Source organism: Streptomyces chengmaiensis (assembly GCF_029846775.1).
In the GTDB taxonomy this organism is placed as follows: domain Bacteria; phylum Actinomycetota; class Actinomycetes; order Streptomycetales; family Streptomycetaceae; genus Streptomyces; species Streptomyces chengmaiensis.
In genome coordinates this window covers 29,816-52,266 of record NZ_JARWBG010000021.1, presented here as the reverse complement: position 1 = coordinate 52,266, position 22,451 = coordinate 29,816, and the positions used below count along the sequence as shown (strand labels likewise).

The window sequence follows — 22,451 nt, the reverse complement described above, 5'->3', positions numbered from 1 at the left end:
CCCCTAGCCGGCCGTGGTCCGACGGGCGGCTTCGGCTTCGACCTTCTGCTTGATGAGGTTCATCTGGACGCCGGTGTTGCGGTTGAGGTGCTCGGTCATGCCGGCGTCGCTGACGGGGGCCTGGGGCTTCATATGGAAGTCCTGCACCCAGCGCATCCGCACTCCGCCGTCCTCCTGGGTGTACTCCCAGTACAGGCGCATGTACTCGAACGGTCCGGTCTCGACCCGGTGGGCGTGGACGGTGCGGGCCGCGGGGTCGGGGATGCGCTTGGAGACCCAGCTCCAGACGTTGCCGTCCTCGCCGGGGTGCATCGTCAGCCGGAAGGTGATCTCCTTGCCGTCCTCCTCGATCACCTCCACGGAGGCGTATTCGCTGAACAGCTGCGGCCAGGACCTCAGATCGTTCGTCATGTCCCAGACCAGGTCCATCGGCGCGTCGATGAGGATGCTGTTGTCGGTGTGGCCCGCCATGGCGGCCCCTCCTGCCATTGGTCTGCCGTCGGTCTGTGTGCCGTCGTGTGTGCGGCTGGTGCGGCTGGTGCGGTGTCAGCGGTGTCAGCGGTGTCAGTCGGCCCGGCCGAGGACGAGGGCGGCGGTGAAGCCGCCGTGCCCGCGGGCGAGGACGAGCGCGGTGGTGAGCTCCTGGTGGCGCGGCTCGCCGAGGACCAGGTCGATCTCGATCCCGGGGGCCGGCGCGTCCGTGCCCGTGGTGTGCGGGATCACCTGGTCGCGCAGGGCGAGCAGGGCGGTGGCGACGTCGAGCGGCGCCCCGCCGCCGTAGAGCCGTCCGGTGAGGGTCTTGGGTGCGGTGACGGGCACGCCGCGCGGCCCGAAGACCTCGGCGAGCGCCTCGGCCTCGGCCAGGTCGGCGGCGGGCACGCCGAGCGCGTCGGCGAACACCACGTCGACGGCGGACGGTTCGACGCCGGCGTCGGCGAGGGCCTCGGCGATGGTGCGGCGCAGCGCGGGCGGGCGCTCGGAGCCCGGCGCGGGGTCGAATCCGGCAGCGTAGCCGAGGACCCTGCCGTATCCCTGCCCCGCGCCGCGGGCGGCGGCGGACTCGGCGCTCTCGACGATCAGCATCGCGCCGCCCTCGCCGGGCAGATAGCCGGCGGCGTGCTCGTCGAAGGGCGCATAGGCGCGGGCGGGGTCCTGGACCGTGGAGAGCTTGCCGGCAGAGAGCTGGGCGGTCAGTCCGTACGGGCACAGGGAGGCGTCGGTGCCGCCGGTGACGACGAGCCGGGAGCCGGTGCGGATCAGCCGCCGGGCCTGGCCGACGGCGTCGAGGCCGCCGGCCTGTTCGCAGCAGATGACGCCGCAGGGGCCGCGCAGGCCGTGCCGGATGGAGACCTGTCCGGTGGTGGCGGCGTAGAACCAGGCGATGGACTGGTAGGCGCCGACCCACTCGGGGTTGTGCTGGTAGAGGTTCTCCATCTCGTGCTGGCCGAACTCGGTGCCGCCGGAGGAGCTGGAGGTGACCACGGCGAGTTCGTACTCGGGCAGCTCGGCCGGGTTGGCTCCCGCGTCCTGGATGGCGGCCTCGGCGGCGGCCAGTCCCATATGGGTCCAGTGGTCGGTCTGCCGGATGAGCCGGCTGGGCACCTGCTCCTTGGCGGCGAAGCCGGGCACCTGCCCGGCCAGCCGCACCGGATAGGGCGTCGGGTCGAACCGGCTGATCCGTCCGATGGCCGACCGCCCGGCGAGTACGGCGGACCAGTGCGCCTCGGTGCTCAGCCCGGTGGGCGCGATCACGCCGATGCCGGTGATGACGGGTGCGGCGGTGGACGCGCCGGCCTGTCCGGGGGCAGGCAGCCCGGTCGCCGTGGTGACGCGCGCCGTCTGGAGGTCTGCTGTGGTCACCTTCGGTCCCCTCCGTACTCGACCGCGCCCGAGCGGGCCAGCAGCATGGCGCTCTGGAAGCCGCCGAAGCCGCTGCCGACGCTGAGGACGACGTCCATGCGGTGTTCGCGGGCGGTCAGCGGCACATAGTCCAGATCGCACTCCGGGTCGGAGGTGCGCAGATTGGCGGTGGGCGGGACCACCTGGCGGTCCAGGGCCAGGGCGCAGGCGGCGACCTCGATGGAGCCGATCGCGCCGAGCGAGTGGCCCACCATGGACTTGATGGAGCTGACCGGCACCTTGTGGGCGTGGCTGCCCAGGGAGCGTTTGAAGGCGGCCGTCTCATGGCGGTCGTTCTGCTTGGTGCCGGAGCCGTGGGCGTTGATGTAGTCGACGGACGCGGGGGCGAGGCGGGCCCGGTCCAGGGCCACCTTGATCGCTTCGGCCATCTCCCGGCCGTTGGCCTTCAGCCCGGTCATATGGAAGGCGTTGCTGCGTCCGGCGAAGCCGACCAGTTCCCCGTAGACATGCGCACCACGTGCCTCGGCGGCCGTCTTCTCCTCCATGACGAGGACGGCGGCGCCCTCGGCGAGGACGAAGCCGTCGCGGTCCTGGTCGAAGGGGCGGGAGGCGTGCTCGGGGTCGTCGTTGTTGGGCGAGGTGGCCTTGATCGCGTCGAAGCAGGCCGAGGTGATCGGCGACAGCGGCGCGTCGGTGGCTCCGGTGACCACCACGTCCGCGGCGCCCTCCTCGATGAGCTGGGCGCCGTGCCCGATGGAGTCGAGCCCGGAGGTGCAGCCGGTGGAGATCAGGGCGGTGGGGCCCTCCGCGCCGACTTCCCACGCGACTTCGACGGCGAGGGTGCTGGGCACCATATAGCCGTACAGATGCGGCACCCCGTAGGAGTGGTCGACGAGCCAGTGCCTGCCGGCGTCGCTGAGGAGGACGTACTCCTCCTCCAGGCCCATGGTGCAGCCGACCGCGCTGCCGATGCTGACTCCGATCCGCTCGGGCGGGGTGTTGGCCAGGTCGAGGCCGCTGTCGGCGACCGCCTCACGTGCGCTGACCACGGCGAACTGCGCCGCGCGGTCCATACGGCGTATCTGGCGCGGGCTGAGTCCGGCGGCCGCCGGGTCAAAGTCGGCCTCGGCCGCGACCTGGGAGCGGAAGGCGGTGGGGTCGAACAGCGTGATCCGGCGGGTCGCGGTGCGGCCCGCCGTGAGCATGTCCCAGAACGGCTCCCTGCCGATCCCGCCCGGCGCCACCACGCCTATGCCGGTGATGACGGCCCTGCGGCTCACTGGGCACCGCCCACCTGGGGGTTGGCCTGTTCGGGGCGCTGCACTTTCTCGGTGTCGACATGCCCGAGGTCGGGGCGCGGTGCGAGCGGGGAGAGGTGGAAGGCCGCGCTGGCCGTCTCCGTACCCGTGTTGACGAGCCGGTGCCGCACTCCGATGGGCACCAGCAGCGAGTCTCCGGGGCCGAGCGCCACGGGCTGCCCGTCCATGGTCATCTCCAGCTCTCCGGCGACGACATGGAGGAACTCCTCCGAGTACGGGTGGTAGTGCTCGGTGACGAAGTCGCCCGGCTCGAGCGTGAGCACTCCGCCGAAACCGGAGGTGCACCCCACAGTCTTCGGGCTGAGCGTGGTCCGGATGTCGCCGCCGCGCCGGGTGTTGGCCTCGACGTCGTCCGCGTGCACCCGGACGGTACGCGTGATCTCGGTGGTCACTGCCCGCCTCCTTGACGGCCCTTTATGTCCAATGGCCTGAACCGTCGCAGTCGGTCCTACAGGGCCGCTTGAAGAAACGTGGACGGCCAGGCGCCCCGCCGTCCCGATCCCGGGCTCCGCCCCCGGACCCCCGCTCCTCACGCACCGGAGGGGCCGAAACCGCTGAGGTGGGGGCGGAGCCCCCGGTCCGGGGTGTACCAGCGCTCAAGCCCGGTCCGAGGCCGGTGTTCTGCCATGGCACGGCAGGAATCAGCCGTCTCACGCGTCCACGGGCGCCAGCGAGGGAGCAGCCATGCCGTTCGCCGCCATCACGTACGACATCAAGGCCGGCTACGAGAAGGAGATCACCGAGATCTTCACCGGCTTCCGCCGGGTGGGCTCCCCCGTGGTGCAGGGTGAGAACGGCGAGGAGACGGCCCGCATTCTCGCCACGGCCGTCTTCATCCGCGACGAGACGATGGTGCGCGTCATCGAGTACGAGGGCGACCTGGACGCCATCGCCCGGCATATGGCCACCCAGCCGGGGGTGCGCGAGGTCGAGGAGAAGCTCGCGCCCTATCTGTCCCGGCCCCGCGCCACGGACACCGTGGAGGGCTTCGTGGCCACCTTCAAGCGGTCCCTGCTCACGTGTATGGCGCAGATGTCCGTACGCGATCTGCCGGCCGCGCGGCCGGCCCCGCACACGAACTGAATCGAGGAAGACACATGGGGGAAATCACGTGCTGAACCGCAGATCACTGCTCAAGGCGGGCACGGCTGCCGGGGTGCTGGCGGCCGTGCCCGCCGGCCTCCTGGGGGCGCGGCCGGGCCGGGCCGCCGCGGCGGCGGCGGCGAGGGCCCCCTTCGCCGTGCCGCTGCGGATTCCCCGGCCGCAGCGTGCGCTGCGCATGGGCGGATACGACGTGTACCGGCTGACCACCCGGGAGTCGGATGTGTCGATCGTGCCGGGCGCCACCTCACGGGTGCGCACCTTCAACGGGCAGCTCAGCCCGCTGATCAGGGCGCAGCGCGGCCGTCCGGTGCTGATCGAGCAGGTCAATGAGCTGCCGGAGCCGTTCTCGATGCATCTGCACGGCGGGCATGTGCCGCATCACTCCGACGGCCATCCCAACAACGAGGTCGAGCCGGGCGGCCGCCGGCTGTTCCACTACCCCAACACGCAGGCGGGCTCGACGATGTGGGTGCACGACCACTCGCACGACACGCACGCGGAGAACATCTACATGGGGACGGCCGCCACCTATCTGCTGACCGACCCCGAGGAGGACGAGCTGCCGCTGCCGAAGGGGCAGTACGACGTCGTCCTGCAGATGCGCGACGCCAAGGTGGAGGACGACGGCACGTTCGTCTGGGACCCGAACGGCTTCAACGACCGTCCGGTGTTTCTGGTGAACGGCGTGCCCACCCCGTATTTCGAGGTGGCCGCGCGCAAGTACCGGCTGCGGCTGGTGAACACCTCCAACGAGCGGGCGTTCGTACTGCGGCTCGGCGAGGGCGACGAGTTCACTCATATCGCGACCGACGGCGGGCTGCTGCCGGCGCCCGTGCCGAGCCGGGTGCTCCAGCTGTGGCCGGCGGAGCGGCAGGAGATCGTGGTCGACTTCTCACGGTATCCGGTCGGCTCGAAGGTCGAGCTGCAGACCATGGTGACGTATCCGGGTGAGACGCCCGAGGTGATGCGGTTTGACGTGGTGCGTGAGGCCGAGGACCCGAGCAGCGTGCCGGAGGTGCTGCGGCCCGTGGAGGACCTGGGCACGCCGACGGTCGAGCGGATGTTCGAGATGTCGTTCAGTCCCGAGACCGGTCAGCATCTGATCAACGGCAAGCCGTTCGACGTCAACCGGGTGGACTTCCGGTCCCGCCTGGGCGATGTCGAGCTGTGGACGATCCGGAACAAGGACGCGGAGTTCGGGATACCGCACTCGCTGCACCCGCATCTCGCGCACTTCCAGGTCGTGGACCGCAACGGCCAGCCGCCCGGTCCGAGCGAGGCCGGATGGAAGGACACGGTCACGGTCCGGGCCGGGGAAGAGGCCAGAATCAAGATCCAGTTCACCGACTACACGGGGCTGTTCATGTTCCACTGCCATCTGATGGGCCATCTGACGATGGGCATGATGGGCCAGATGGAGATGGTGCGCTGAGCCCTCGCGGGCTGCTCTGAGCATATGCCGGAGGCCCGCGGACACACAGAGGAAACCAGCAGAGGAAACCGCGGCGGTCACCGTGTCAGGTTGGTGGCCGCCGCGGTGCTTTTGAGTCGACCGCACCTCAGATCATAGTGACCGCAGTCGCGTTCACGACCAGGGCGAGCAGCGCCAGCAGGGTGCGAAGCATATGCCAGCGTCGCCACAGCGGGCGCGGATCCTCCCAGTCCGCCGGAAGCTCCTCGGGGTTCTCGACGGCCTTGACCCGGCGGTTGATCGGCACATTGCACAGGTGCGACACCGCCGAGACGCCCAGCAGCAGCACCGCGGCGACGCCGAAGAGCACCCTCGCCGCACCGTCGTCGGCGGTGACGGCGAGGGCCCCGGCCAGCAGGGTCGAGGTCAGGACGACGACCGGCATGGTCGGGTCCCAGTTGCGGCCCAGCAGCTTGTGCGCGTACACATAGGTACCGGTCTCCATGGCGAAGAGCGCCGGCAGCACGCTCAGCGCCACGGCGAAGAGCACCCCCGCGGTGACGCCGCTGCCGAGGAGAACGGCCGTCCCCAGCACCGCGTCCACGGCTCAGGCCTGAGCCGGGTGGGTGTCGACGGTGAGCTGGGCGATGGACCGCATCGTGGCGTTCCTGAAGTACGCGGCGAAGCCGGCCGGGCTGGAGGTGTCGCGTTCCTCGGCCAGATAGGGCTGGAGCTTCTCCTCCAGTATGTGCACGCCCTTCTGCGTCGCCATATGGCGGCCGATCGCGGCGAAGTCGCCCTCGTAGTGGATGACGCGGACCATCACATCGTCCTTGATGAACACCCCGGTGCCCAGCAGCCGGCCGGCCGCCTGGCCGTCCTCGCCCCGGAAGTTGGGGGTGTCCACACGGGTGAACCGGGAGAAGATCTCGGCGATCTCCTCCTCATGGCCGGGCTTGACCCGGTAGGTGATCGCGGCGTACGGCATCAGATTCCTCCATCGACGGTGATCGTGGCGCCGGAGACATAGCAGGATGCGTCCGAAGCCAGGAAGAGCACGGCTCCGGCGACGTCCTCCGGTCGGCCCAGCCGGCCCAGGGCGGTCATCGAGGCGATGCGCTCCCGCAGCGGCGGCGGCAGGTCCGAGCCGGCCTCGCTCTCGGTGACGCCGGGGGCCACGGTGTTGACGCGGATGCCGCGCGGCCCGAGTTCCTTGCACAGCGCCCGGCCGAAGCCCACCAGAGCCGCCTTGGAGGCGGAGTAGTGTGCGCTGAAGGGCCGCCCGCGCAGCGCCACGGACGCGCCGATGTTGACGATGGACGCGCCTTCGTCGAGCAGTTCCAGCACCGCCTGGGTGACCCGGTACGCGGAGGTCACGTTGTGGTCGAACAGCCGCTGCCATTCCGCCGTGTCCAGGTCGCCGAACTTGGCGTGGCCGTCCACGCCGACGTTGTTCACCAGCACGTCGAGCCCGCCGAGCCGCTCCTGGCAGGCTTCGGCGAGCGTCGTCGCACCCTCGGCGGTGGTGACGTCGGCCCGTACCGTGAGGTGGCCGACGCCGAGTCGGCCCAGATCGTCGGCGAGCGCCCCGGCCGCCTCGCCGTCCCTGCTGTGCCCGGCGATCACCTGGGCGCCGGCGCGGGCGAAGGCCAGAGCCGTCGCCCGCCCGATGCCGCGGGTGCCTCCGGTGATCAGCACACGCTTGCCCGCCAGTCCCGAGGTGACGGCGCCCTCGGCGCTCATGCCGCCTCGGGCAGGCTGGCGTTGATCATCTTCAGCAGGATGCGCGGTGTCTCGGCCTCCACCACGGCGTCGTCGGACAGCTCGACGCCGCGCTCCCGCTTGATGACCCCGGTCACCTGCAGCAGAGCCAGCGAGTCATAGCCGAGGTCGATGAAGGGGACGTCGAGCACGGCGTCGCTGTCCAGGTCGATGCCCTCCGACTCCCCCGCGCATTCCCGGAGCTTGTCGGCCAGCTCCACCAGAGTGAACTCGCTCACTGGATCCTTCCTCCCTCTTTGGTCCAGATGTAGAAGGACTGCGCCATCGCGTCCTTGGGCTCTTTCCAGTCGGGGTCGTAGGGGGACACGCACTGGGCGAGCCGGGTGTTGATGTCGTCGTAGAGCGGGTGACTGCGCGCCTGGTAGAGCCGCGGGCTGATGTCCTCGTCGGCCTCGACGAGGTGGAAGTACAGATCGTGGAAGGTGAACAGGGTCCGCCTTCCCACACCGATCATGTGGGGCAGCTCGCTGGAGTCCGACTCCTCGAAGATCTTGGCGATGTCGCCGGCCTTGCCCGGCTCCATCCGAGCCACTATGAGCGTCCGGTGTGCCACCGTCGGCCTCCTTCGTGGAATGTGCTGAAGAGCCCCGCGATGAGCGGGTCTGGCTGAACCGTGGCAGGGGACGCTGGAGCGCCGCTCGATCCGACGTCCACCTGAGCCGCGCGGCTCTCGCCGCGGAGGCCGCCTGCCGGGGCTCGTCCGCCCCGTGACCCGCTCCCGCGCGGGCGACGCATTGGCGCGGGCGGGTGCCACGCCCCGGACCGTCGTGCCGCTCCCGCGCGGGCGACGCGGCGGACCGCACCGCAGCGGTCGTCCGTCGGCCCCGCCGGGCGGAGCACACCCGCGCTCGCGAACCTCAGCGCAGCGGGCCGGTGATGACGGCACGGCGCAGTCCGGCCTCCGCGGACAGCAGCAGCGGGCGGCCGATGAGCCGGCCGTCGCGCCGGACTCCGCTGGCGTGCACGCCGAAACCGCCGAAGGGCCGGTTCGCGTCCCTGGCGTCGAGAGCGGTGGCGTTGCGGCTGATGACGGCCGTGCCCAGCGTCTGGCCCGTCAGCCGCGGCTCGCCCAGCGCGCAGACGTACATCCCGCGCTCCAGCTCCCGCGGGGTGCGCGCCCAGGTGCGCAGCATCTCCGGGTCCTCATAGGGGACCAGGCAGAAGACGGGCGAGAACAGTTCGGGCGGATGGAAGTCCGTGCCTTCCGGGAAGACGAGCAGCGACGGCTCGACGAGCATCCGCTCGACGTCGGCGGAGCCGCCGCTGACGACATGGTCGGCGTTCTCTGCGAGGAACGCCGCCGCACCTTCGACCGCGTCCTCGTGGACCAGCGGGGTGAGCACGGTGTCGGGCCAGCTGCGCGCTCCGACGGTGAGCACGGACAGTTCGGCGCGCAGCTGTTCCACGACGGCGTCGAGGCGGAGCCGGTGGACGAAGACGACGTCGGGGCAGAGCCCGTCCTGGCCGGAGTTGTGCAGACGGGCGCGCAGGATCGTCCGGCAGGCGGCTCCCGGGTCGGTGCGCGGGCCCACGACGACCGGGTTGGGTCCGGACCCGACGGCGAGGAACAGCGGGCGGTCTCCGACGGTGTGCATCAGGTCGCGGGCCTGCGCGGGCCGTCCGGTGAAGACCACCGCGTCGGATTCGGCGCAGACGGGTGCGAACTGCCGCCGTGAAATGTCGATCATTCTGATCCGCCGGGCCATCTCGGGATCGAGCCGGCTGGTGATTTCCTTGTGGACGGCGTATGCGGTGTCACGGGTCAGCGCGGAGGGCCGGATGACCACCTCGTCGCAGTACAGCGCGGGGACCAGGCCGTACAGTGCGTATGAGTAGAGGACATGGTGCGGCGGCAGGAACACGGAGAGCCGCGAGAGTTGCGGCGGGCAATTGCGGGCCAGCTCCGCCGGGGCGCCGGTCAGGGCGCCGACAGCGCGCAGGAGTTCATCGCGGGCGCTGCTGTAGACGGCGATCCTCGTGAGCTGGGCCAGGAGCCGCGTACGGCAGTCGAGCAGCGCGGACGCGACGCGCATCGCCCTCTCGTGTGCGGCTTCCAGATCGGGCCAGGTGCGGGTGAACGACTCCAGGACAGGCATGGACGGATTGCTCATCGAGCTGTCTCCTCGCGGCGCGGGGCGGTCTTGAGTCGTCCTCGAGACCCCTCGGATAATCTGCTGCCGCCACCCGGATCACCCGAATGCAGAACTCACCGCGCTTCCACCGCATTTCACAGTGTAATTGAATAAACGAATAGATGTCCAGCGGTAATTGAAGTGAATTCTTGGGACGGGAATTGGCTTCGATGCCAGGAGGCTGATGATGACGAGCACCGTTTCCGCCGCGGCCGGCTCCTTGTTGCCCTGGGAGCACCGCTGGTTCCGGGAGGAGGGGCAGGTCCGGCGGCAGGCGTCGCCACGGCTGTCCGGCGCCCGGGTGCATGCACTGCTGTGCGAGGAGACGGAGGGGGCGGGGGACTCGCAGGCGGGCTCTGCGCTGCCCGCGGGGCCGCTGGTGCTGCCGCGCCGGTCGTACGAGGAGCTGTTCCACGTCAGCCGGGTGCTGCTGGCTCTGGTGCGCCGCGCGGTGCTGGCGCAGGGTGACGGATGGCCCGCCCGTCTGGCGGCGTTCGGCCTGGAGGCCGCGGACCATCCGCTGCTGTCGGGGCGGGACAACACCGAGACGGAGCACTGCGCCATGGCGGCCCGAGCCGACTTCGTGATCGGGCAGCGGGGGCCGCAGCTGCTGGGGTTCGACGCGGGCGGCGCCTTCGACGGACCGGTTCGCGCCCATGGGCTGTCCCGTGCCTGGCGGCGCGCGTACGCGGCCGACGGCGCCGCCGCCGTCATCGTCGGCGCGGACCCCCTCGCCTGCCGTGCGGAGGCGTTCGCGGAGGTGTGCGCGCGGCGGAGTCTGCCGAAGGCCGTGGCGCTCGTCGGCCCACCGGACGACCGTGCGACCGGCGTGGCCTGCGACCGGTTCCGGCACGCCGGCTTCACCGCGGACTGCTTCGAGCCGCGGCAGCTGCCGGAGGCGCTGGGCCGGCCGGGCGCACTGCGCTACCCGCTGGGGCTGCTGACGACCGCAGTGCACGGCGGCGGCCTGCAGGCGGTGCTCCGGGCTCAGCGGGCGGGGCTGCTGCTCCTTCCGCCGCAGAGCAGTGCCCTGCTGGCCGACGACCGGGCGCTGGCCCTGGTATCCGAGCAGCGCCCGTGGATGACCCGCGCGGAGCGGCGTCTTGTGGAGCGCCATCTGCCCTGGACGCGGATCACACTGCCGGGGCGGACGTGGTGGCGGGAGGGCGAGTACGAGCTGCCCGCTCTGCTGCTGCGCGAACGTGAGCGCTTTGTGCTGAAGCCGGGGCCCGCCGACCGGGGCCGCGGGGCCGTCATCGGCCGGCACTCCGGCCCTTCGGCGTGGGAGGAGGCCGTCGGCCGGGCGTTCACGGACGGGGACGGCGTGGTGCAGGAGTACGTGGAGCCGCAGCCGTGCGCGCTGGAGCTCACCGACGGGACGGCGACGTGGACGGCGCGGATCCTGCCGGTGCTGAGCCCGATGCTGTTCAACGGGCGCGCCGGCGGCTGCCTGGCGCAGTTCGCCCCGGACGGCACGGCGGCCGCGCCGGAGGCGCGGACGGGGACGCGGACGGCGACGGGCATGGTCGACACCGCCGTGCTCACCCGGCCGTGAGCCGGAGTTCGCCGGCCGGTTCCCGGTGCGCTCCCTCGGGCGGCCCGTGCCGTGGCCGGAGCGCACACCGGCGCGGGGAGCGACGCACACCGGCGTACGGAGTGACACGTGCCATGGCACGTCGGTGTGCGGGTCCCCGCGGGATGCGAGGAATCCGGTCAGCGGGCCCTGAGGGTGCGCTCCACCCTCCCCGATCCCGTGCGCATCCCCGGCTGGATCTCCAGTTCGAGCGAGGACTCCAGCATGGCCCGCTGCAGATGCTGCAACCGCGGCGAGGGGTCGAGCCCCAGCTCCTGGGAGAGCACGGTGCGCAGTCGCTGGTACACCTCGAGGGCGTTGCCGCGTCGGCCGGAGCGGTACAGCGCCAGCATCAACTGGCCCTGGGTGTCCTCGTGCATGGGATGCTGCGCGGCGAGACCCGACAGCTCCCCCACCAGCTCGTGGTGGCGGCCGAGCCGCAGATCCGCCTCGATGCGCTGGTTGAGGATGCTCAGCCGGGACTCCTCCAGCCGGGTCGCCTCGATCTCCAGCAGCGGTCCGCACTGCACGTCGACCAGCGCGGGGCCGCGCCACAGCGCGAGGGCTCGTCTGAAGGAGTCCGAGGCAGCCGAGCAGTCGCCGCTCTCCAGGGCGCGGTGGCCGGCGCCGGCGAGCCGTTCGTACTCCTTGACGTCGACGACGCCGCCCTGCGTGTCCAGCAGATAGCCGCCGGACTCGGTGACCAGGATGGACTTGGCCCCGTTGGGCAGCTCCGGCCGGCGCGCCCCGCCGATCGCCGCCGCGATGAGGTTGCGCAGTTGCAGTATGTAGGTCTGCAGGGTGGTCTGGACGCTGCGCGGCGGGGCCTCTCCCCACAGCTCCTCCACCAGTGAGCCCACCGACACGACCTGGTCCGGATGTATGGCGAGCAGGGCCAGGACCTTGCGTGGCTTGACGGCCGTGGGGACAACGGAAACCCCCGACTGGACGACCCGGCAGGGCCCCAGGACGCTGATGTCCATATCCGCTACTCCCTTCTGGGCTTGTGAGGCTTTCAAGGCGTTAAGGCTCTGACGGCGGCGGACCGCCCGGCCGGGGCGGTCCGCCCGGGCGCCGCGGTCCGCTGCGGCGCGACAAGCCGGTGCAGCTCCGCCGCCAGCGTCTCGGGCAGCTCCGCGTCCCGTACGAAGAAGTGCCCGCCGGGCAGTTGGCGCAGTGCGAAGCCGGCGGTGGTGTAGCGGCGCCAGGCGGCGACCGCCCGCGTGGTGGCGACCGCGTCCTCGACGCCCGAGAATGCCTGCAGCGGACAGGGCAGCGGCTCCCCCGCGCCCTCCTTCAGGCTCCGGGCGAGCTGGAGGTCGTCGCGCATCGTGTCCAGCAGCAGTTTCAGCCACTTGGGCCGCTCGAAGAGATACGACGGAAGGGTCCCGTAGCGGGCCAGCGCGGCCAGCAGCCCCTCGTCCGGCAGTTCCGACTGCTCGACGAGGGGACTCGGCAGATGCGGTGCGCCGCAGGCCCCCACGGCGACCACCTCCGGCGGCCGGCGACCCGCCCGGGCCCGCTCGAGGGCGAACCGGTAGGCCACGAGCGCGCCGAGGCTGTGCCCGTAGAAGGCGTGCGGCCCCTCCAGCAAGGGGCCGAGATCGGCCTCGAGTTCGTCCAGCAGCTGCCCGGCGTCGGTGATGCGCCGCTCGCGGAGCCTGGTCTCTCGACCGGGCAGCCGCACGGGAAGCACCTGGACGTCCCCGGGGAAGCGGGGCCGCCAGCGGGCATAGGTCAGGGCGCCTGCGCCCGCGTGATGGAAACAGAACAGCCGGAGCGCGGGCTCCGGCAGCTCCGGAGCGCCGGGCGACACCGCAAGGTAGTGGTTCACGCCGCCTCCTCACACCGCACTGGTTCTCGACTACGCGGGCCCCGATCCTCACGACCGTTGCTGGAAGGACGCTAGATCGGAGGTGGAGTGCGATGGGTGCGGTCCCCGCACGCCGCCGGGCGCCGGGGGAGAGAGCTCCGCGTCAGCCGGTCAGCTCGCCGGCGCTGCGCAGGGGGCCCGCCCAGGCTTCCAAGGCGTCCTCCCCCCGCAGGACCGCCTGGTGCAGCCGCTGGATGCGGGGGGAAGGCTCAAGTCCCAGCTCCTCCACCAGCGTCTCACGCAGCCGCTTGTAGGCGATCAGGGCGTCGGAGCTGCGGCCGTCCGCGCAGTAGGCGAGGATCTGCAGCGCCCTCAGGGACTCGTGCAGCGGGTGGCGTTCGCACAGCGCGCACAGTTCGCCGAGCACTTCACGGTGTCTGCCGAGCCGCAGATCCGCGCCGATGCGGCGTTCGAGGGCGCCGAGCCTGCTCTCCCTCAGCCGGGTGGCCTCGATGCCGAGGTGCCGCCCGTGGGGGACGTCGGCGAGGACCGGGCCGCGCCACAGGCGAAGGGCCGCGGCCAGGCTGGCCGACGCGGCAGCCATGTCGCCGATCTCGTATGCGGTGTGCCCCGCGCCGGCGAGCCGGTCGAACTCCAGCGCGTCGATGTCACAGGAGTCCACATCGAGGAGATAGCCGCCGTGCCGGGTGACCAGCACGTTCTTGTCCCACACTCCGGCGGCGCCCGGCATCGCGGAGCGCAGCCTGCGGCGGAGCTGGAGGATGTACGTCTGCAGGGTGGTGGGGGCGCTGCGCGGCGGGCCCGCGCCCCACAGCTCCTCCATGAGCACCGGAACCGGCACGATGTGCTGGGCGTTCAGCGCGAGGAGGGCGAGGATCTGCCGCGGCTTGGAGGCGCTGGGCAGCACGGACACCCCGGCGGCCTCGCCGCGGAGAGTCCCGAGCACCTCGACGCGCACCGTGCGCCCCCTGTTCGGCATGGCTGCTTCCTCACCCCGTCGGACGGCTCCCGAGTCTCGTGGAGCCGGTCCTGGGAGCGTCCCACGCATCCCCGCGCGACCAACAGTGACCACGTCATAAGCACGGTATGGAGATCACGGTGGGCGGGCCTATGAAATCTTCACAGCCAGGGAGGTGACGTCTCCACTGTTCGATTCCAGTCAGCCGACACCACACTGCTCTCATATGCGCAGCCGAACATCCGCACGGGAGCACTGACCGTCCAGCGCCTTTCACTTCACGATGGGAGCCCATGATGTCTGGTTTCGCGCCCAGCGCAGCCGCAGCTCAAGAGGCGGGCAGCGGTTCGGTCGAGCATGACTGGAGGTTCGCCGAACTGGTCGCCCGGAGCTGTCTGCAGCCCGAACTGGCGCTGCGGTACGCCCTGGAGCCCCGAAACGTTCTCGCCGAATTCGGCCTGACCACTGGACCCGAGAGCCCGATTCCCGCTCTGCCGACGGGCGCGGACGCCGAGGTGTGCATCATCAACCTCAGCTCGTCGGCCACCGATCTGTCCTATGACGAAACCGGGGGGACCCAGCCCTGCATATGCGGCACCCGAGCCGCGCTGACGCCGGAGCCCGCCGGCCGGCCCGTACGACAGGGCGCCGCCGCCCCGCTGCGGGTGTGAGCCGCTGATGGAGTCCCACTGGCCGCGCATCGGCTTCAGACGGCATCTCACCACGGCGGTGGTGCCGGGCGAGGCGACCTATCTGGTCTCCGAACAGGGCGTCACCGCGATCGAGGGCCGCGCCGTCGCCGCACTGGCCCCGCTGCTCGACGGCAGCAGGGACATGTCCGCGCTGGTGCGGGACACCCAGGGGGTGCTGTCGCCGACCGAACTAGGCGCCGTGCTCGCGAAGCTGCGCCAGGCGAATCTGATCACCGGGTCGGCGGCGGCGCCGGCGGACGACGGGCCCGACGGCGACGCCGCGGCGTTCTGGGAAGCGGCGGGTCTGGACGCGCAGCGCGCATCGGCGACCCTGGCCGCGGGCCGGGTCCGGGTGCTGGACCTGGGCCGGCTGGACGGCACGGACGTGCGGGACGCCTTCTCCGACGCGGGGGTCGTCCTGGGTCTCCCCTCGCGCGCGGGGGGAGACCCGGGCGTCGGCGATCTCACCGTGGTGCTGTGCGACGACTACCTGCTGCCCGGGCTCGCCGATGTCGACGCGGCACAGCGCCGCTGTGGCCGTCCCTGGCTGCTGGCCAAGCCGCACGGGGTGGAACCGTGGATCGGACCGGTGTTCCGGCCGGGCGAGGGGCCGTGCTGGCACTGTCTGGCGCACCGGCTGCGCTCGCATCGCAGCCCGGAGCACCATGTCGGCCGGGCGCTCGGTCTCGACGCGCCGCCGTCCCCGCCGCCGTCGTCCATCGCCGCGAGCCGTTCGCTGGCGCTGCGCGGCATCGCCCTGGAGGCGGCGAAGTGGCTGGCCGGATACCGCGGCGGCAGCCAGTCGTCGATACGCGTTCTGGACACTCTGAACCTGGGCGTGCGGCCGCACCCGGTGACCCGGCGTCCGCAGTGTCCTCAGTGCGGGGACCCGTCGCTGGTCGGCGACCGGGTGTGCAGCCCCGTCGTGCTCGCCTCGCGGCCGAAGACGACGCTCAGCGAGGGCGGGCACCGCGCGCTGACGGCCGAGCAGGTGCTGGAGCGCTATGAGCATCTGGTGGGCCGCGTCACCGGAGTGGTCACCGGCCTCGACCGCGCACCCGGCGGGCCCGCTTTCCTCAACTCGTACCACTCCGGTCCCAATCCCGCGTTGACCCACCGTACGCTGGCGGGCTTTCGCTCCTCGCTGCGCAGCCAGAGCGGCGGCAAGGGCACCACGGCGCTGGACGCCAAGGTGGGGGCGCTGTGTGAGGCGGTGGAACGTTACTCCGGCACGCTGCACGGCGATGAGCCGCGGATCCGCGGCAGCCTCGCCGAGCTGGGTGACGAGGCCGTGCACCCCAACGCCTGCCAGCTCTACCACGAGCGCCAGTACGCGACGAGACTGGAGTGGAACGCGGCGCATCCGCCGTTCCAGTACGTCTGCGACCCCTTCGACGAACACTCCCGGATCGACTGGACGCCCGTGTGGTCGCTCACCCACGGCAGACGGAGACTCCTGCCCACGGCTCTGCTGTACTGCGCGCCGCCACCCGCGAGCGGGCCGTGCTTCGCCCTGGCCGACTCCAACGGCAACGCCGCCGGCGGCAGTCTCGAAGACGCCGTGCTCCAGGGCTTCTTCGAGCTGGTGGAGCGGGACGCGGTGGCACTGTGGTGGTACAACCGCACCCGTCAGCCGCGAGTCGACCTGGAATCCTTCCCCGACCCCTGGATCGATGAGATGCACACCCAGTACGCCCGGCTGAAGCGGGAGTTCTGGGTGCTGGACGTCACCTCCGATCTGGGGGTGCCCGCCATGGCGGCGGTCTCACGGCGCACCGACAAGCCGGAGGAGGACATCATGTTCGGCTTCGGCTGCCACTTCGACCCGGTGATCGCGCTGCGCCGCGCCCTGACGGAGCTCAACCAGCTGCTGCCCGCCGTGCTGGGACCGTCCCCTGCGGACGACCCGGCGCTCGCCGACTGGTGTGCCCGGCGGACCGTGGCCAACCAGCCGTATCTGCGCCCCGATCCGTCCGTGCCGGCGAAGCGGCGGGGAGACTATCCGTACACGCTGCGCACGGATCTGCTGGACGACGTCCACGCCGCGGAGGCGCTGCTGCGCGAACGCGGTCTGGAGCTGCTGGTGCTGGACCAGACACGACCCGACCTCGAACTTCCCACAGTGAAGGTGGTGGTGCCCGGACTGCGGCATTTCTGGGCCCGTTTCGGCCGGGGCCGCCTGTACGACACCCCGGTGCAACTCGGCCGCCGGACTCGCCCGATCTCCTATGAGGAACTCAATCCCATACCGCTGTTTGTCTAGTAAACGCCAGTCATAGCCCCCCTGCCCTGGCATAGGATCGAGCCACGCGTAGCGTGCGACGGGGGTCCTATGCCTGACGTGAATCGCACCCAGGAGAGACAGCACGTGCACAGCGCACACCGCCGCGAGCCCTTCATGCCCTACCGCGGCGGCGGTGACGCGGGCCTTGCGCCCAAGATCGCCCTCAGCATTCTGATGGTGGCCCTCGGCAGTGTGCTGGCCGCTGCCACCCTGCATCTGCTGACGGTCGAGCAGAATCCCGTCCAACTGCTCATCGGCGCGACGGCGCTGCTCGGCATGTTCGCCTCACAGGTCGCGCTCTCCGCGCCGCGGAGGGTCCGGCTCAGCCGCAGACAGCAGTACGCGCTGCTCGGTGTGCAGGTCCTGCTGAGCTTTCCGCCGCTGCTGCTGCTCGGCACGGCCTGGGTGGGGCTCATCGGCTTCCTCACCGGCTCGCTGCTGCTGACGCTGCGTTCGCCCTGGTCGTGGCTGACGGCCGGGGCGACGACGGTCGGCACGATGGCGCTGACCACCACCTGGTCGGGCAAGCCCGTCCTGGACGTCGCCTATATCGGCGTCTCCACGGTGATGGTGGCCAGCCTGGTCTACGGACTGACCGCGCTCTCCGAGATGGTGCTGCAACTGCGCAGCGCCCAGCAGGAGATCGCCCGGCTGGCCGTGGAGCAGGAGCGGCTGCGGTTCGCCCGCGATCTGCACGACCTGCTCGGCTACAGCCTCTCCGCGATCACACTGCGCAGCGAGCTGACGCTGCGTCTGGTGGAGCAGCAGCCGGCGCGGGCGCGGGAGGAGCTCTCCACGGTCCTGCAGATATCCCGCCAGGCGCTCGCCGACACCCGGCAGGTGGCGCGCAGCTACCGCGACATGTCCTTCGCGGACGAGCTGGCCTCGGCCCGCTCGGTGTTCGGCGCGGCGGGCATCGCCGTCGAGGTCGACTGCACGCTGGGGGCCGTACCCGACCAGATCGGCACCGTGCTGGCCACGGTGCTGCGCGAGGGCGTCACCAACATCCTGCGTCACAGTGCGGTGCGGCACTGCCGCATCTCGGTGCGGAACGCCGGCGACGGGCAGGCGGTGCTGCATGTGCGCAACGACGGTGTGGCGAAGTCGGCGGACAGGCCGACGGCGTACGGGGGAAGCGGCATCGGGAACCTCAGCGCCCGGGTGGCGACGATCGGGGGCGCGCTGACCGCGGAGGTGCGGGAGGACGGCTGCTTCCATCTGGTGGCGAGGGTCCCGCTGGACGTCGGCGAGGCCCTGCGGGGGCGGCGGCCGCGCCTGGTGGAGCCGCTGCCCGCGGAGGCCGCCGAGGAGGCGTCGGGCGGTCAGGCCGGCGAAGGGAAGCGCAGCGCGGTCTGACGGTCGCGAGCGGACGCGGGCAAGGCCTGTGGGAGCGCTTCCAGCACGGGCGGACCGATGCGCGGAACGGCTTCAGAGCCAGCCCTGCTCGCGGGCTATGCGGATGGCGTCCACCCGGTTGCGTGCGCCGAGCTTGGTGACCACGGTGGTCAGATAGTTCCGCACGGTGCCGACGGTCAGATACAGCCGGGCCGCGATGTCCGGTGCTTCGGCGCCGTCGGCGGCCATCCGCAGCACTTCGGTCTCCCGCGCCGTGAGCGGGTTGTCCCGGGCCGCCCAGGCGTCGAGGGCGAGCTGAGGGTCGATCACCCGCTCCCCCGAGGCCACGCGCCGTATGGCGTCGGCGAGCTGGCTGGGCGGGGCGTCCTTGAGGATGAACCCGGACACCTGCGCCTCCAGCGCCCGGCGCAGATTGCCCGGGCGGCCGAGGCCCGTGAGGATCAGGGTGCGGCAGGCCGGCTGCTTGGCGTGCACCTCGGCCGCGGCGGCGAGTCCGTCCATGCCGGGCAGATCGATGTCGAGCACCGCGACATGCGGTTCATGGAGCAGCACCGCCGGCAGGATGTCCCGCCCGGCGCCGACCTCGGCCACGATCTGGATGTCCGGTTCGAGGTTGAGCAATGCCACCAGCGCCCCGCGGACCATATGCATGTCCTCGGCCAGAATCACTCTGATCATGTGCGACGGCTCGCCCAGCACTCAGCCTCCCCCTGCCTGCCCCAGCGAAGGCCGAGGATACCTGCCCGACCCGTTCTGAACACCAGCTCCATCAGAACGCGAGTCCGCGGAGCGACTGTTCGGATATGCCTCAGAACACCACTGTGCGCAGCTACCCGCCCCCGCGGCGCTCGGCGACCGACATCCCCGGGGAGTACGTGCGGCTGCGCGAAGCGAACCCCGCGGCAGAGGTCGTGATGCCGAGCGGCGACCCGGCGTTTCTGTTCAGCCGGTACGACGATGTGCGCACCGTGCTCTCCGACTCCCGCTGCAGCCGTGCGGCGACGGTGCTCCCCGAGTCGCCGAAGCTGACGGCGGTGCCGTTCGACGGGGGCGGCCTGTTCACCATGGACCCGCCGGAGCACACCCGGCTGCGGTCGCTGGTGGCCGGGGCGTTCACGGCGCGACGGGTGGAGCTGCTGCGGCCGCGCATCGCCGAGCTGGCCGACGGGCTGCTGGCCCGGATGGCGGAGCAGGGGGGTCCGGTCGACTTCAACGACGCCTTCGCGTTTCCGTATCCGGTGGCGGTGATCTGCGAGCTGCTGGGCGTGCCCTTCGCCGACCGGGAACGGTTCCGCACCTGGTCGGAGGGGATCGTCTCGCTGACTGCGCACACCCCGGAGGAGATGCTGGAACGCAAGCTGGCGCTGGCGGGCTACCTCCAGGACCTGGCCCGGGAGAAGCGGCGCAGGCCGGCGGACGATCTGCTCAGCGCGCTGGTCCAGGTCCGGGACGAGGACGGCCCGCTGACCGAGCATGAGCTGATCACCATGGCCATGACGCTGCTGGTGGCCGGGCATGAGACGACGGTCGGGGTGCTCGGCGCGTCCGTGTTCACGCTGCTGCGCCACAACGGCGGCGTCAAGCTGGTGCCCGAGGAGCCGGAGCCGCTGGCCGCGCTGGTGGAGGAGCTGCTGCGGATCAACCCGATCGGCGACGGCGGGCCGTTGCGGGTGACCACGCAGGAGATCGAGGTGGCGGGGGTGACGGTGCCGGCGGGGAGCGCGGTGATCGGCGCGATCTGCTCGGCCAACCGCGACGGCCGCCGCTTCGACGACCCCGACTGCTTCGACCCGGCCCGCCGCGGCGGAACGCACCTGGCGTTCGGCCACGGCCCGCACTACTGCCTGGGGGCGCCGCTGGCCCGAGCCGAACTCCAGATCGCGCTCTCCGCCCTGGTCCGCCGCTTTCCCGGGCTGCGCCTTGCGGTCCCCGCGGAGGAGATACGCATGCGGGCGGGTCTGCTGGTGAACCGGCTGGAGGCGCTGCCGGTGGAGTGGGACTGAGCCCGGGCAGCACCGCCGCGGGCCGCTCTGTCTGCCGGCGCGCGTACCGGCTCCACCGCACCGCCTGGGGGCCGGAGGTGATCGCGGCAGCCGCCCCGGAGCAGTGCCGCCACGGAGGAGTGCCGCCACGACCGAGGCGCGTCGCGGGCCCCGGGAGCGCGGACCCGGGAAGCGCAGCCCCCGGGAGCGCGGACCCGCCGGACGCCGGTGTCGCCCGACGGGGTCTGTCCGGGGGTGCGGCAGCCGCTACCGGAGGCCGAGGGAGCGGGTGAGGTGGGTGGTCCACCATCGGAGTTGGGGGGCGGCAGCAGTGGCCGCCTGGCCGGTGAGGCCGGCGCTGCGGCGGAACTCCGGGCCGTACAGGGGCTCGGTGGCGAGGGCCTGGTGGAGAGCGGCCACGGCGAGCCGGGTGTCCTCGACCGGGGTGTCGGCGGCGTCGGGCCGCAGAGCGTGGAGCGCGTCGACGACCGGGTCGAGCATTCCCGATCCCTCGTCCCGCCACCCGGCGGCGTGAAGTGCCACGGCCAGCTCGCCGTAGCCCCGGCGGTAGAAGTCCGCCAAGGCGTCGACCAGCTCTCCGATATCGGCGCCGCGGTCCAGCCAGGAACCCAGCACCTCCTCCGCTCCGGCCCGGATCTTCTTGCCGCCGTGGCGCAGCAGAGCTTCCAGGAGGCGGTCACGGGAGCCGAAGTGGTGGCTGACCCCCGCATCGGTCATGCCGACGCGGGCGGCGATCGCCCGGACCTGGACGGCGGCCACACCGCCCTCGGCCAGAAGCCCCTCGGCAGCATCCAGAATCAGGCGCCGCGCCTCGTCGGGAGGACGGCGCACACGCTGTCGTGTCACGCCGGACACCCTACCTTGACATGCCAAGGCAGGGTTCCTATCGTCCTACCTTGACAACACAAGGTAGAGGAGGCGTCGCGCAATGCCCGACCCCACCGTCCCCCGGGGACGGCGCATCGCCCGCCCTGACGCGGTCCTGCGGGGGGAGGAGGCCGGCGCCGGGCCGACCGTCCTCCTGCTCCACGCCGGTGGCGAGCGTCGCCGGGTGTGGACTCCGGTCATCGACGTCCTCGTCGATGCCGGGTTCCGGTGCGTGGCCTTCGATCAGCGCGGCCACGGTGAGAGCGACGGCTCACCCCAGGCGCTCGCACCCTGCGCGGACGACGTCGCCGCCATGCTCCGCGCCGAGCCACCGGGATGTGTGGTCGTCGGCGCCTCGCTGGGCGGGCTCGCCGCCATCGCCGCGCTCGGCGACCCGGCGGTGCGGACGAAGGCGGCGGGCCTCGTACTGGTGGACGTCGTACCCCACCTCGAGCCCCGGCGGGTCCGCCGCTTCCTCGCCTCCGGCGGCCTGCTCGACGCCCACACCGAGATCGTCGACGACATCCTCGCCCGGGTTCCACGGCTGCGGCAGATCACCGCGGAGCTCGACCTGCCCGTCCTGCTCGTCCGCGGCGGCAGCGGATCGCCCATCACCGGTGACGACGTCGACCGGTTGCTGCGCCTGGCTCCCCACGCCACGGTGACCCGCGTCAACGGCGCGGGACACCTCGTCGCGCGGGATCAACCGGTGATGTTGGCCGAGACCATCGCCGCCCGCACCGCCGAGTGGCCGGCGCTGGCACTTCTGCGCGATCTCGGCGCGGGGCAGGTCGGCCACCCGGGCGGGAACCTCCTCGACCACGTCCGAAGAGTGCACGAGCTGGTGGTGAGCTGGGGCGTGAGCCGACGCGTACGCCTCGCCGCGCTCTGCCACGCCGCCTACGGCACCGACGGCTTCCCGCACGCGCTGCTGCCGCTCGACCGGCGAGCCCGCCTGCAGGCGGCGATCGGCGACGGGGCCGAGGCCCTCGTCCGCCTCTACGGCGCCTGCGACCGAAGCAGGACCTATCCCCGCCTCGGCGCAACCCCGCTCCCGCTCACCGACCGCTTCACCGGCGAGGTCGCCCCCCTGGCCGGCGCCGACCTCGCCGACTTCGCCGTCCTCACCATCGCCAATGAGCTTGACGTCGCCCGCACCTCTTCACTCACGCTCGAAGCCCGCCACGACATCCGAGCCCTCGTCGCCGCGCTGGCGGCCTACGTCCCCGACGTCGCCGCCCGGGCTCTCGCCGACCCCTGCCTCCTCTGACATCCC

The 22,451-nt window shown here is 71.8% G+C and carries 23 protein-coding genes; 8 read left to right on the top strand and 15 right to left on the bottom strand.

What is annotated here, in order from left to right; all coding sequences use genetic code 11:
• Window positions 1-3: 3 nt before the first annotated feature.
• From QCN29_RS18815 to QCN29_RS18800, 4 genes are all read right to left on the bottom strand, one after another.
• Complete coding sequence (locus QCN29_RS18815) at window positions 4-471, bottom strand: SRPBCC family protein (protein WP_279929452.1); 468 nt, start codon at window positions 469-471, stop codon at window positions 4-6.
• A gap of 93 nt (window positions 472-564) precedes the next feature.
• Window positions 565-1,812, bottom strand: a complete 1,248-nt coding sequence (locus tag QCN29_RS18810; protein ID WP_279929511.1) for a ketosynthase chain-length factor — start codon at window positions 1,810-1,812, stop codon at window positions 565-567.
• 44 nt (window positions 1,813-1,856) lie between these two features.
• Window positions 1,857-3,140, bottom strand: coding sequence for a beta-ketoacyl-[acyl-carrier-protein] synthase family protein (locus QCN29_RS18805; protein ID WP_240135243.1), 1,284 nt, complete (start codon window positions 3,138-3,140; stop codon window positions 1,857-1,859).
• A complete protein-coding gene (locus QCN29_RS18800) occupies window positions 3,137-3,571 on the bottom strand; it encodes a cupin domain-containing protein (protein ID WP_240135242.1) in 435 nt (144 codons plus the stop codon). The genes QCN29_RS18805 and QCN29_RS18800 overlap by 4 nt, the downstream gene beginning before the upstream one ends.
• A 292-nt stretch (window positions 3,572-3,863) precedes the next feature.
• Between QCN29_RS18800 and QCN29_RS18795 the strand changes: the two genes are divergently transcribed.
• Both QCN29_RS18795 and QCN29_RS18790 read left to right on the top strand, forming a co-directional pair.
• Window positions 3,864-4,262, top strand: coding sequence for a SchA/CurD-like domain-containing protein (locus QCN29_RS18795; protein WP_279929451.1), 399 nt, complete (start codon window positions 3,864-3,866; stop codon window positions 4,260-4,262).
• Window positions 4,263-4,290: 28 nt separating this feature from the next.
• The gene (locus tag QCN29_RS18790) at window positions 4,291-5,715 is read left to right on the top strand and encodes a multicopper oxidase domain-containing protein (protein ID WP_279929450.1); all 1,425 of its coding nucleotides are present in this window, start codon (window positions 4,291-4,293) and stop codon (window positions 5,713-5,715) included.
• A 127-nt stretch (window positions 5,716-5,842) separates the two neighbouring features.
• On the opposite strand, the gene QCN29_RS18785 is transcribed toward QCN29_RS18790, so the two are convergent.
• The 6 genes from QCN29_RS18785 to QCN29_RS18760 all read right to left on the bottom strand — a co-directional run bounded on the left by QCN29_RS18785 (window position 5,843) and on the right by QCN29_RS18760 (window position 9,587).
• Window positions 5,843-6,298, bottom strand: coding sequence for an anthrone oxygenase family protein (locus QCN29_RS18785; protein ID WP_279929449.1), 456 nt, complete (start codon window positions 6,296-6,298; stop codon window positions 5,843-5,845).
• Window positions 6,299-6,301: 3 nt separating this feature from the next.
• Complete coding sequence (locus QCN29_RS18780) at window positions 6,302-6,682, bottom strand: SchA/CurD-like domain-containing protein (RefSeq protein ID WP_279929448.1); 381 nt, start codon at window positions 6,680-6,682, stop codon at window positions 6,302-6,304.
• The gene (locus tag QCN29_RS18775) at window positions 6,682-7,437 is read right to left on the bottom strand and encodes an SDR family NAD(P)-dependent oxidoreductase (RefSeq protein WP_240135237.1); all 756 of its coding nucleotides are present in this window, start codon (window positions 7,435-7,437) and stop codon (window positions 6,682-6,684) included. The genes QCN29_RS18780 and QCN29_RS18775 overlap by 1 nt, the downstream gene beginning before the upstream one ends.
• Window positions 7,434-7,694 (bottom strand): acyl carrier protein, encoded by a 261-nt coding sequence (locus QCN29_RS18770; protein ID WP_240135236.1) that lies wholly within the window; start codon window positions 7,692-7,694, stop codon window positions 7,434-7,436. The genes QCN29_RS18775 and QCN29_RS18770 overlap by 4 nt, the downstream gene beginning before the upstream one ends.
• Window positions 7,691-8,029 (bottom strand): TcmI family type II polyketide cyclase, encoded by a 339-nt coding sequence (locus QCN29_RS18765; RefSeq protein WP_240135235.1) that lies wholly within the window; start codon window positions 8,027-8,029, stop codon window positions 7,691-7,693. Before QCN29_RS18765 ends, QCN29_RS18770 begins: the two co-directional genes overlap by 4 nt.
• Window positions 8,030-8,333: 304 nt before the next feature.
• Window positions 8,334-9,587, bottom strand: coding sequence for an aldehyde dehydrogenase family protein (locus QCN29_RS18760; protein ID WP_279929447.1), 1,254 nt, complete (start codon window positions 9,585-9,587; stop codon window positions 8,334-8,336).
• Window positions 9,588-9,795: 208 nt separating this feature from the next.
• Between QCN29_RS18760 and QCN29_RS18755 the strand changes: the two genes are divergently transcribed.
• On the top strand, window positions 9,796-11,163 hold the full coding sequence (locus QCN29_RS18755) for a hypothetical protein (protein WP_279929445.1): 1,368 nt from the start codon (window positions 9,796-9,798) through the stop codon (window positions 11,161-11,163).
• A 158-nt stretch (window positions 11,164-11,321) separates the two neighbouring features.
• On the opposite strand, the gene QCN29_RS18750 is transcribed toward QCN29_RS18755, so the two are convergent.
• The 3 genes from QCN29_RS18750 to QCN29_RS18740 form a co-directional block, all read right to left on the bottom strand.
• Window positions 11,322-12,164: an AfsR/SARP family transcriptional regulator gene (locus tag QCN29_RS18750; protein WP_279929443.1), complete on the bottom strand. Its 843-nt coding sequence runs from the start codon at window positions 12,162-12,164 to the stop codon at window positions 11,322-11,324.
• A 32-nt stretch (window positions 12,165-12,196) separates the two neighbouring features.
• Window positions 12,197-13,015 (bottom strand): thioesterase II family protein, encoded by an 819-nt coding sequence (locus tag QCN29_RS18745; RefSeq protein WP_279929441.1) that lies wholly within the window; start codon window positions 13,013-13,015, stop codon window positions 12,197-12,199.
• A gap of 142 nt (window positions 13,016-13,157) precedes the next feature.
• The gene (locus QCN29_RS18740; RefSeq protein ID WP_450169609.1) at window positions 13,158-13,994 is read right to left on the bottom strand and encodes an AfsR/SARP family transcriptional regulator; all 837 of its coding nucleotides are present in this window, start codon (window positions 13,992-13,994) and stop codon (window positions 13,158-13,160) included.
• Window positions 13,995-14,266: 272 nt separating this feature from the next.
• On the opposite strand from QCN29_RS18740, the gene QCN29_RS18735 reads away from it, so the two are divergent.
• The 3 genes from QCN29_RS18735 to QCN29_RS18725 all read left to right on the top strand — a co-directional run bounded on the left by QCN29_RS18735 (window position 14,267) and on the right by QCN29_RS18725 (window position 18,305).
• Window positions 14,267-14,644 (top strand): hypothetical protein, encoded by a 378-nt coding sequence (locus QCN29_RS18735; protein ID WP_279929440.1) that lies wholly within the window; start codon window positions 14,267-14,269, stop codon window positions 14,642-14,644.
• A 7-nt stretch (window positions 14,645-14,651) separates the two neighbouring features.
• Entirely contained in the window at window positions 14,652-16,928 is a 2,277-nt protein-coding gene (locus tag QCN29_RS18730) for a TOMM precursor leader peptide-binding protein (RefSeq protein ID WP_279929438.1), read from the top strand.
• A 105-nt stretch (window positions 16,929-17,033) separates the two neighbouring features.
• Complete coding sequence (locus QCN29_RS18725) at window positions 17,034-18,305, top strand: sensor histidine kinase (RefSeq protein WP_279929437.1); 1,272 nt, start codon at window positions 17,034-17,036, stop codon at window positions 18,303-18,305.
• 72 nt (window positions 18,306-18,377) lie between these two features.
• Here the strand turns inward: QCN29_RS18725 and QCN29_RS18720 are convergent, their stop codons facing one another.
• Window positions 18,378-18,983 carry a response regulator transcription factor gene (locus tag QCN29_RS18720; RefSeq protein ID WP_240135227.1) on the bottom strand — a complete coding sequence of 202 codons (606 nt, stop codon included), beginning with the start codon at window positions 18,981-18,983 and terminating at the stop codon, window positions 18,378-18,380.
• A 125-nt stretch (window positions 18,984-19,108) separates the two neighbouring features.
• Between QCN29_RS18720 and QCN29_RS18715 the strand changes: the two genes are divergently transcribed.
• Window positions 19,109-20,308 (top strand): cytochrome P450, encoded by a 1,200-nt coding sequence (locus QCN29_RS18715; RefSeq protein ID WP_279929435.1) that lies wholly within the window; start codon window positions 19,109-19,111, stop codon window positions 20,306-20,308.
• 246 nt (window positions 20,309-20,554) lie between these two features.
• On the opposite strand, the gene QCN29_RS18710 is transcribed toward QCN29_RS18715, so the two are convergent.
• A complete protein-coding gene (locus QCN29_RS18710) occupies window positions 20,555-21,154 on the bottom strand; it encodes a TetR/AcrR family transcriptional regulator (protein ID WP_279929434.1) in 600 nt (199 codons plus the stop codon).
• Between the two features lie 82 nt (window positions 21,155-21,236).
• Between QCN29_RS18710 and QCN29_RS18705 the strand changes: the two genes are divergently transcribed.
• Window positions 21,237-22,445, top strand: a complete 1,209-nt coding sequence (locus QCN29_RS18705) for an alpha/beta fold hydrolase (protein ID WP_279929433.1) — start codon at window positions 21,237-21,239, stop codon at window positions 22,443-22,445.
• Window positions 22,446-22,451: the final 6 nt, after the last annotated feature.

Excerpts from the sequence above, each read along its gene's own strand:
- QCN29_RS18780 (WP_279929448.1), bottom strand. The coding sequence starts at position 6,682 with ATGCCGTACGCCGCGATCACCTACCGGGTCAAGCCCGGCCATGAGGAG.
- QCN29_RS18740 (WP_450169609.1), bottom strand. The coding sequence starts at position 13,994 with ATGCCGAACAGGGGGCGCACGGTGCGCGTCGAGGTGCTCGGGACTCTC.
- QCN29_RS18760 (WP_279929447.1), bottom strand. The coding sequence starts at position 9,587 with ATGAGCAATCCGTCCATGCCTGTCCTGGAGTCGTTCACCCGCACCTGG.
- QCN29_RS18795 (WP_279929451.1), top strand. The coding sequence starts at position 3,864 with ATGCCGTTCGCCGCCATCACGTACGACATCAAGGCCGGCTACGAGAAG.
- QCN29_RS18715 (WP_279929435.1), top strand. The coding sequence starts at position 19,109 with ATGCCTCAGAACACCACTGTGCGCAGCTACCCGCCCCCGCGGCGCTCG.
- QCN29_RS18750 (WP_279929443.1), bottom strand. The coding sequence starts at position 12,164 with ATGGACATCAGCGTCCTGGGGCCCTGCCGGGTCGTCCAGTCGGGGGTT.
- QCN29_RS18815 (WP_279929452.1), bottom strand. The coding sequence starts at position 471 with ATGGCGGGCCACACCGACAACAGCATCCTCATCGACGCGCCGATGGAC.
- QCN29_RS18775 (WP_240135237.1), bottom strand. The coding sequence starts at position 7,437 with ATGAGCGCCGAGGGCGCCGTCACCTCGGGACTGGCGGGCAAGCGTGTG.
- QCN29_RS18735 (WP_279929440.1), top strand. The coding sequence starts at position 14,267 with ATGATGTCTGGTTTCGCGCCCAGCGCAGCCGCAGCTCAAGAGGCGGGC.
- QCN29_RS18730 (WP_279929438.1), top strand. The coding sequence starts at position 14,652 with ATGGAGTCCCACTGGCCGCGCATCGGCTTCAGACGGCATCTCACCACG.
- QCN29_RS18705 (WP_279929433.1), top strand. The coding sequence starts at position 21,237 with ATGCCCGACCCCACCGTCCCCCGGGGACGGCGCATCGCCCGCCCTGAC.
- QCN29_RS18755 (WP_279929445.1), top strand. The coding sequence starts at position 9,796 with ATGACGAGCACCGTTTCCGCCGCGGCCGGCTCCTTGTTGCCCTGGGAG.
- QCN29_RS18720 (WP_240135227.1), bottom strand. The coding sequence starts at position 18,983 with ATGATCAGAGTGATTCTGGCCGAGGACATGCATATGGTCCGCGGGGCG.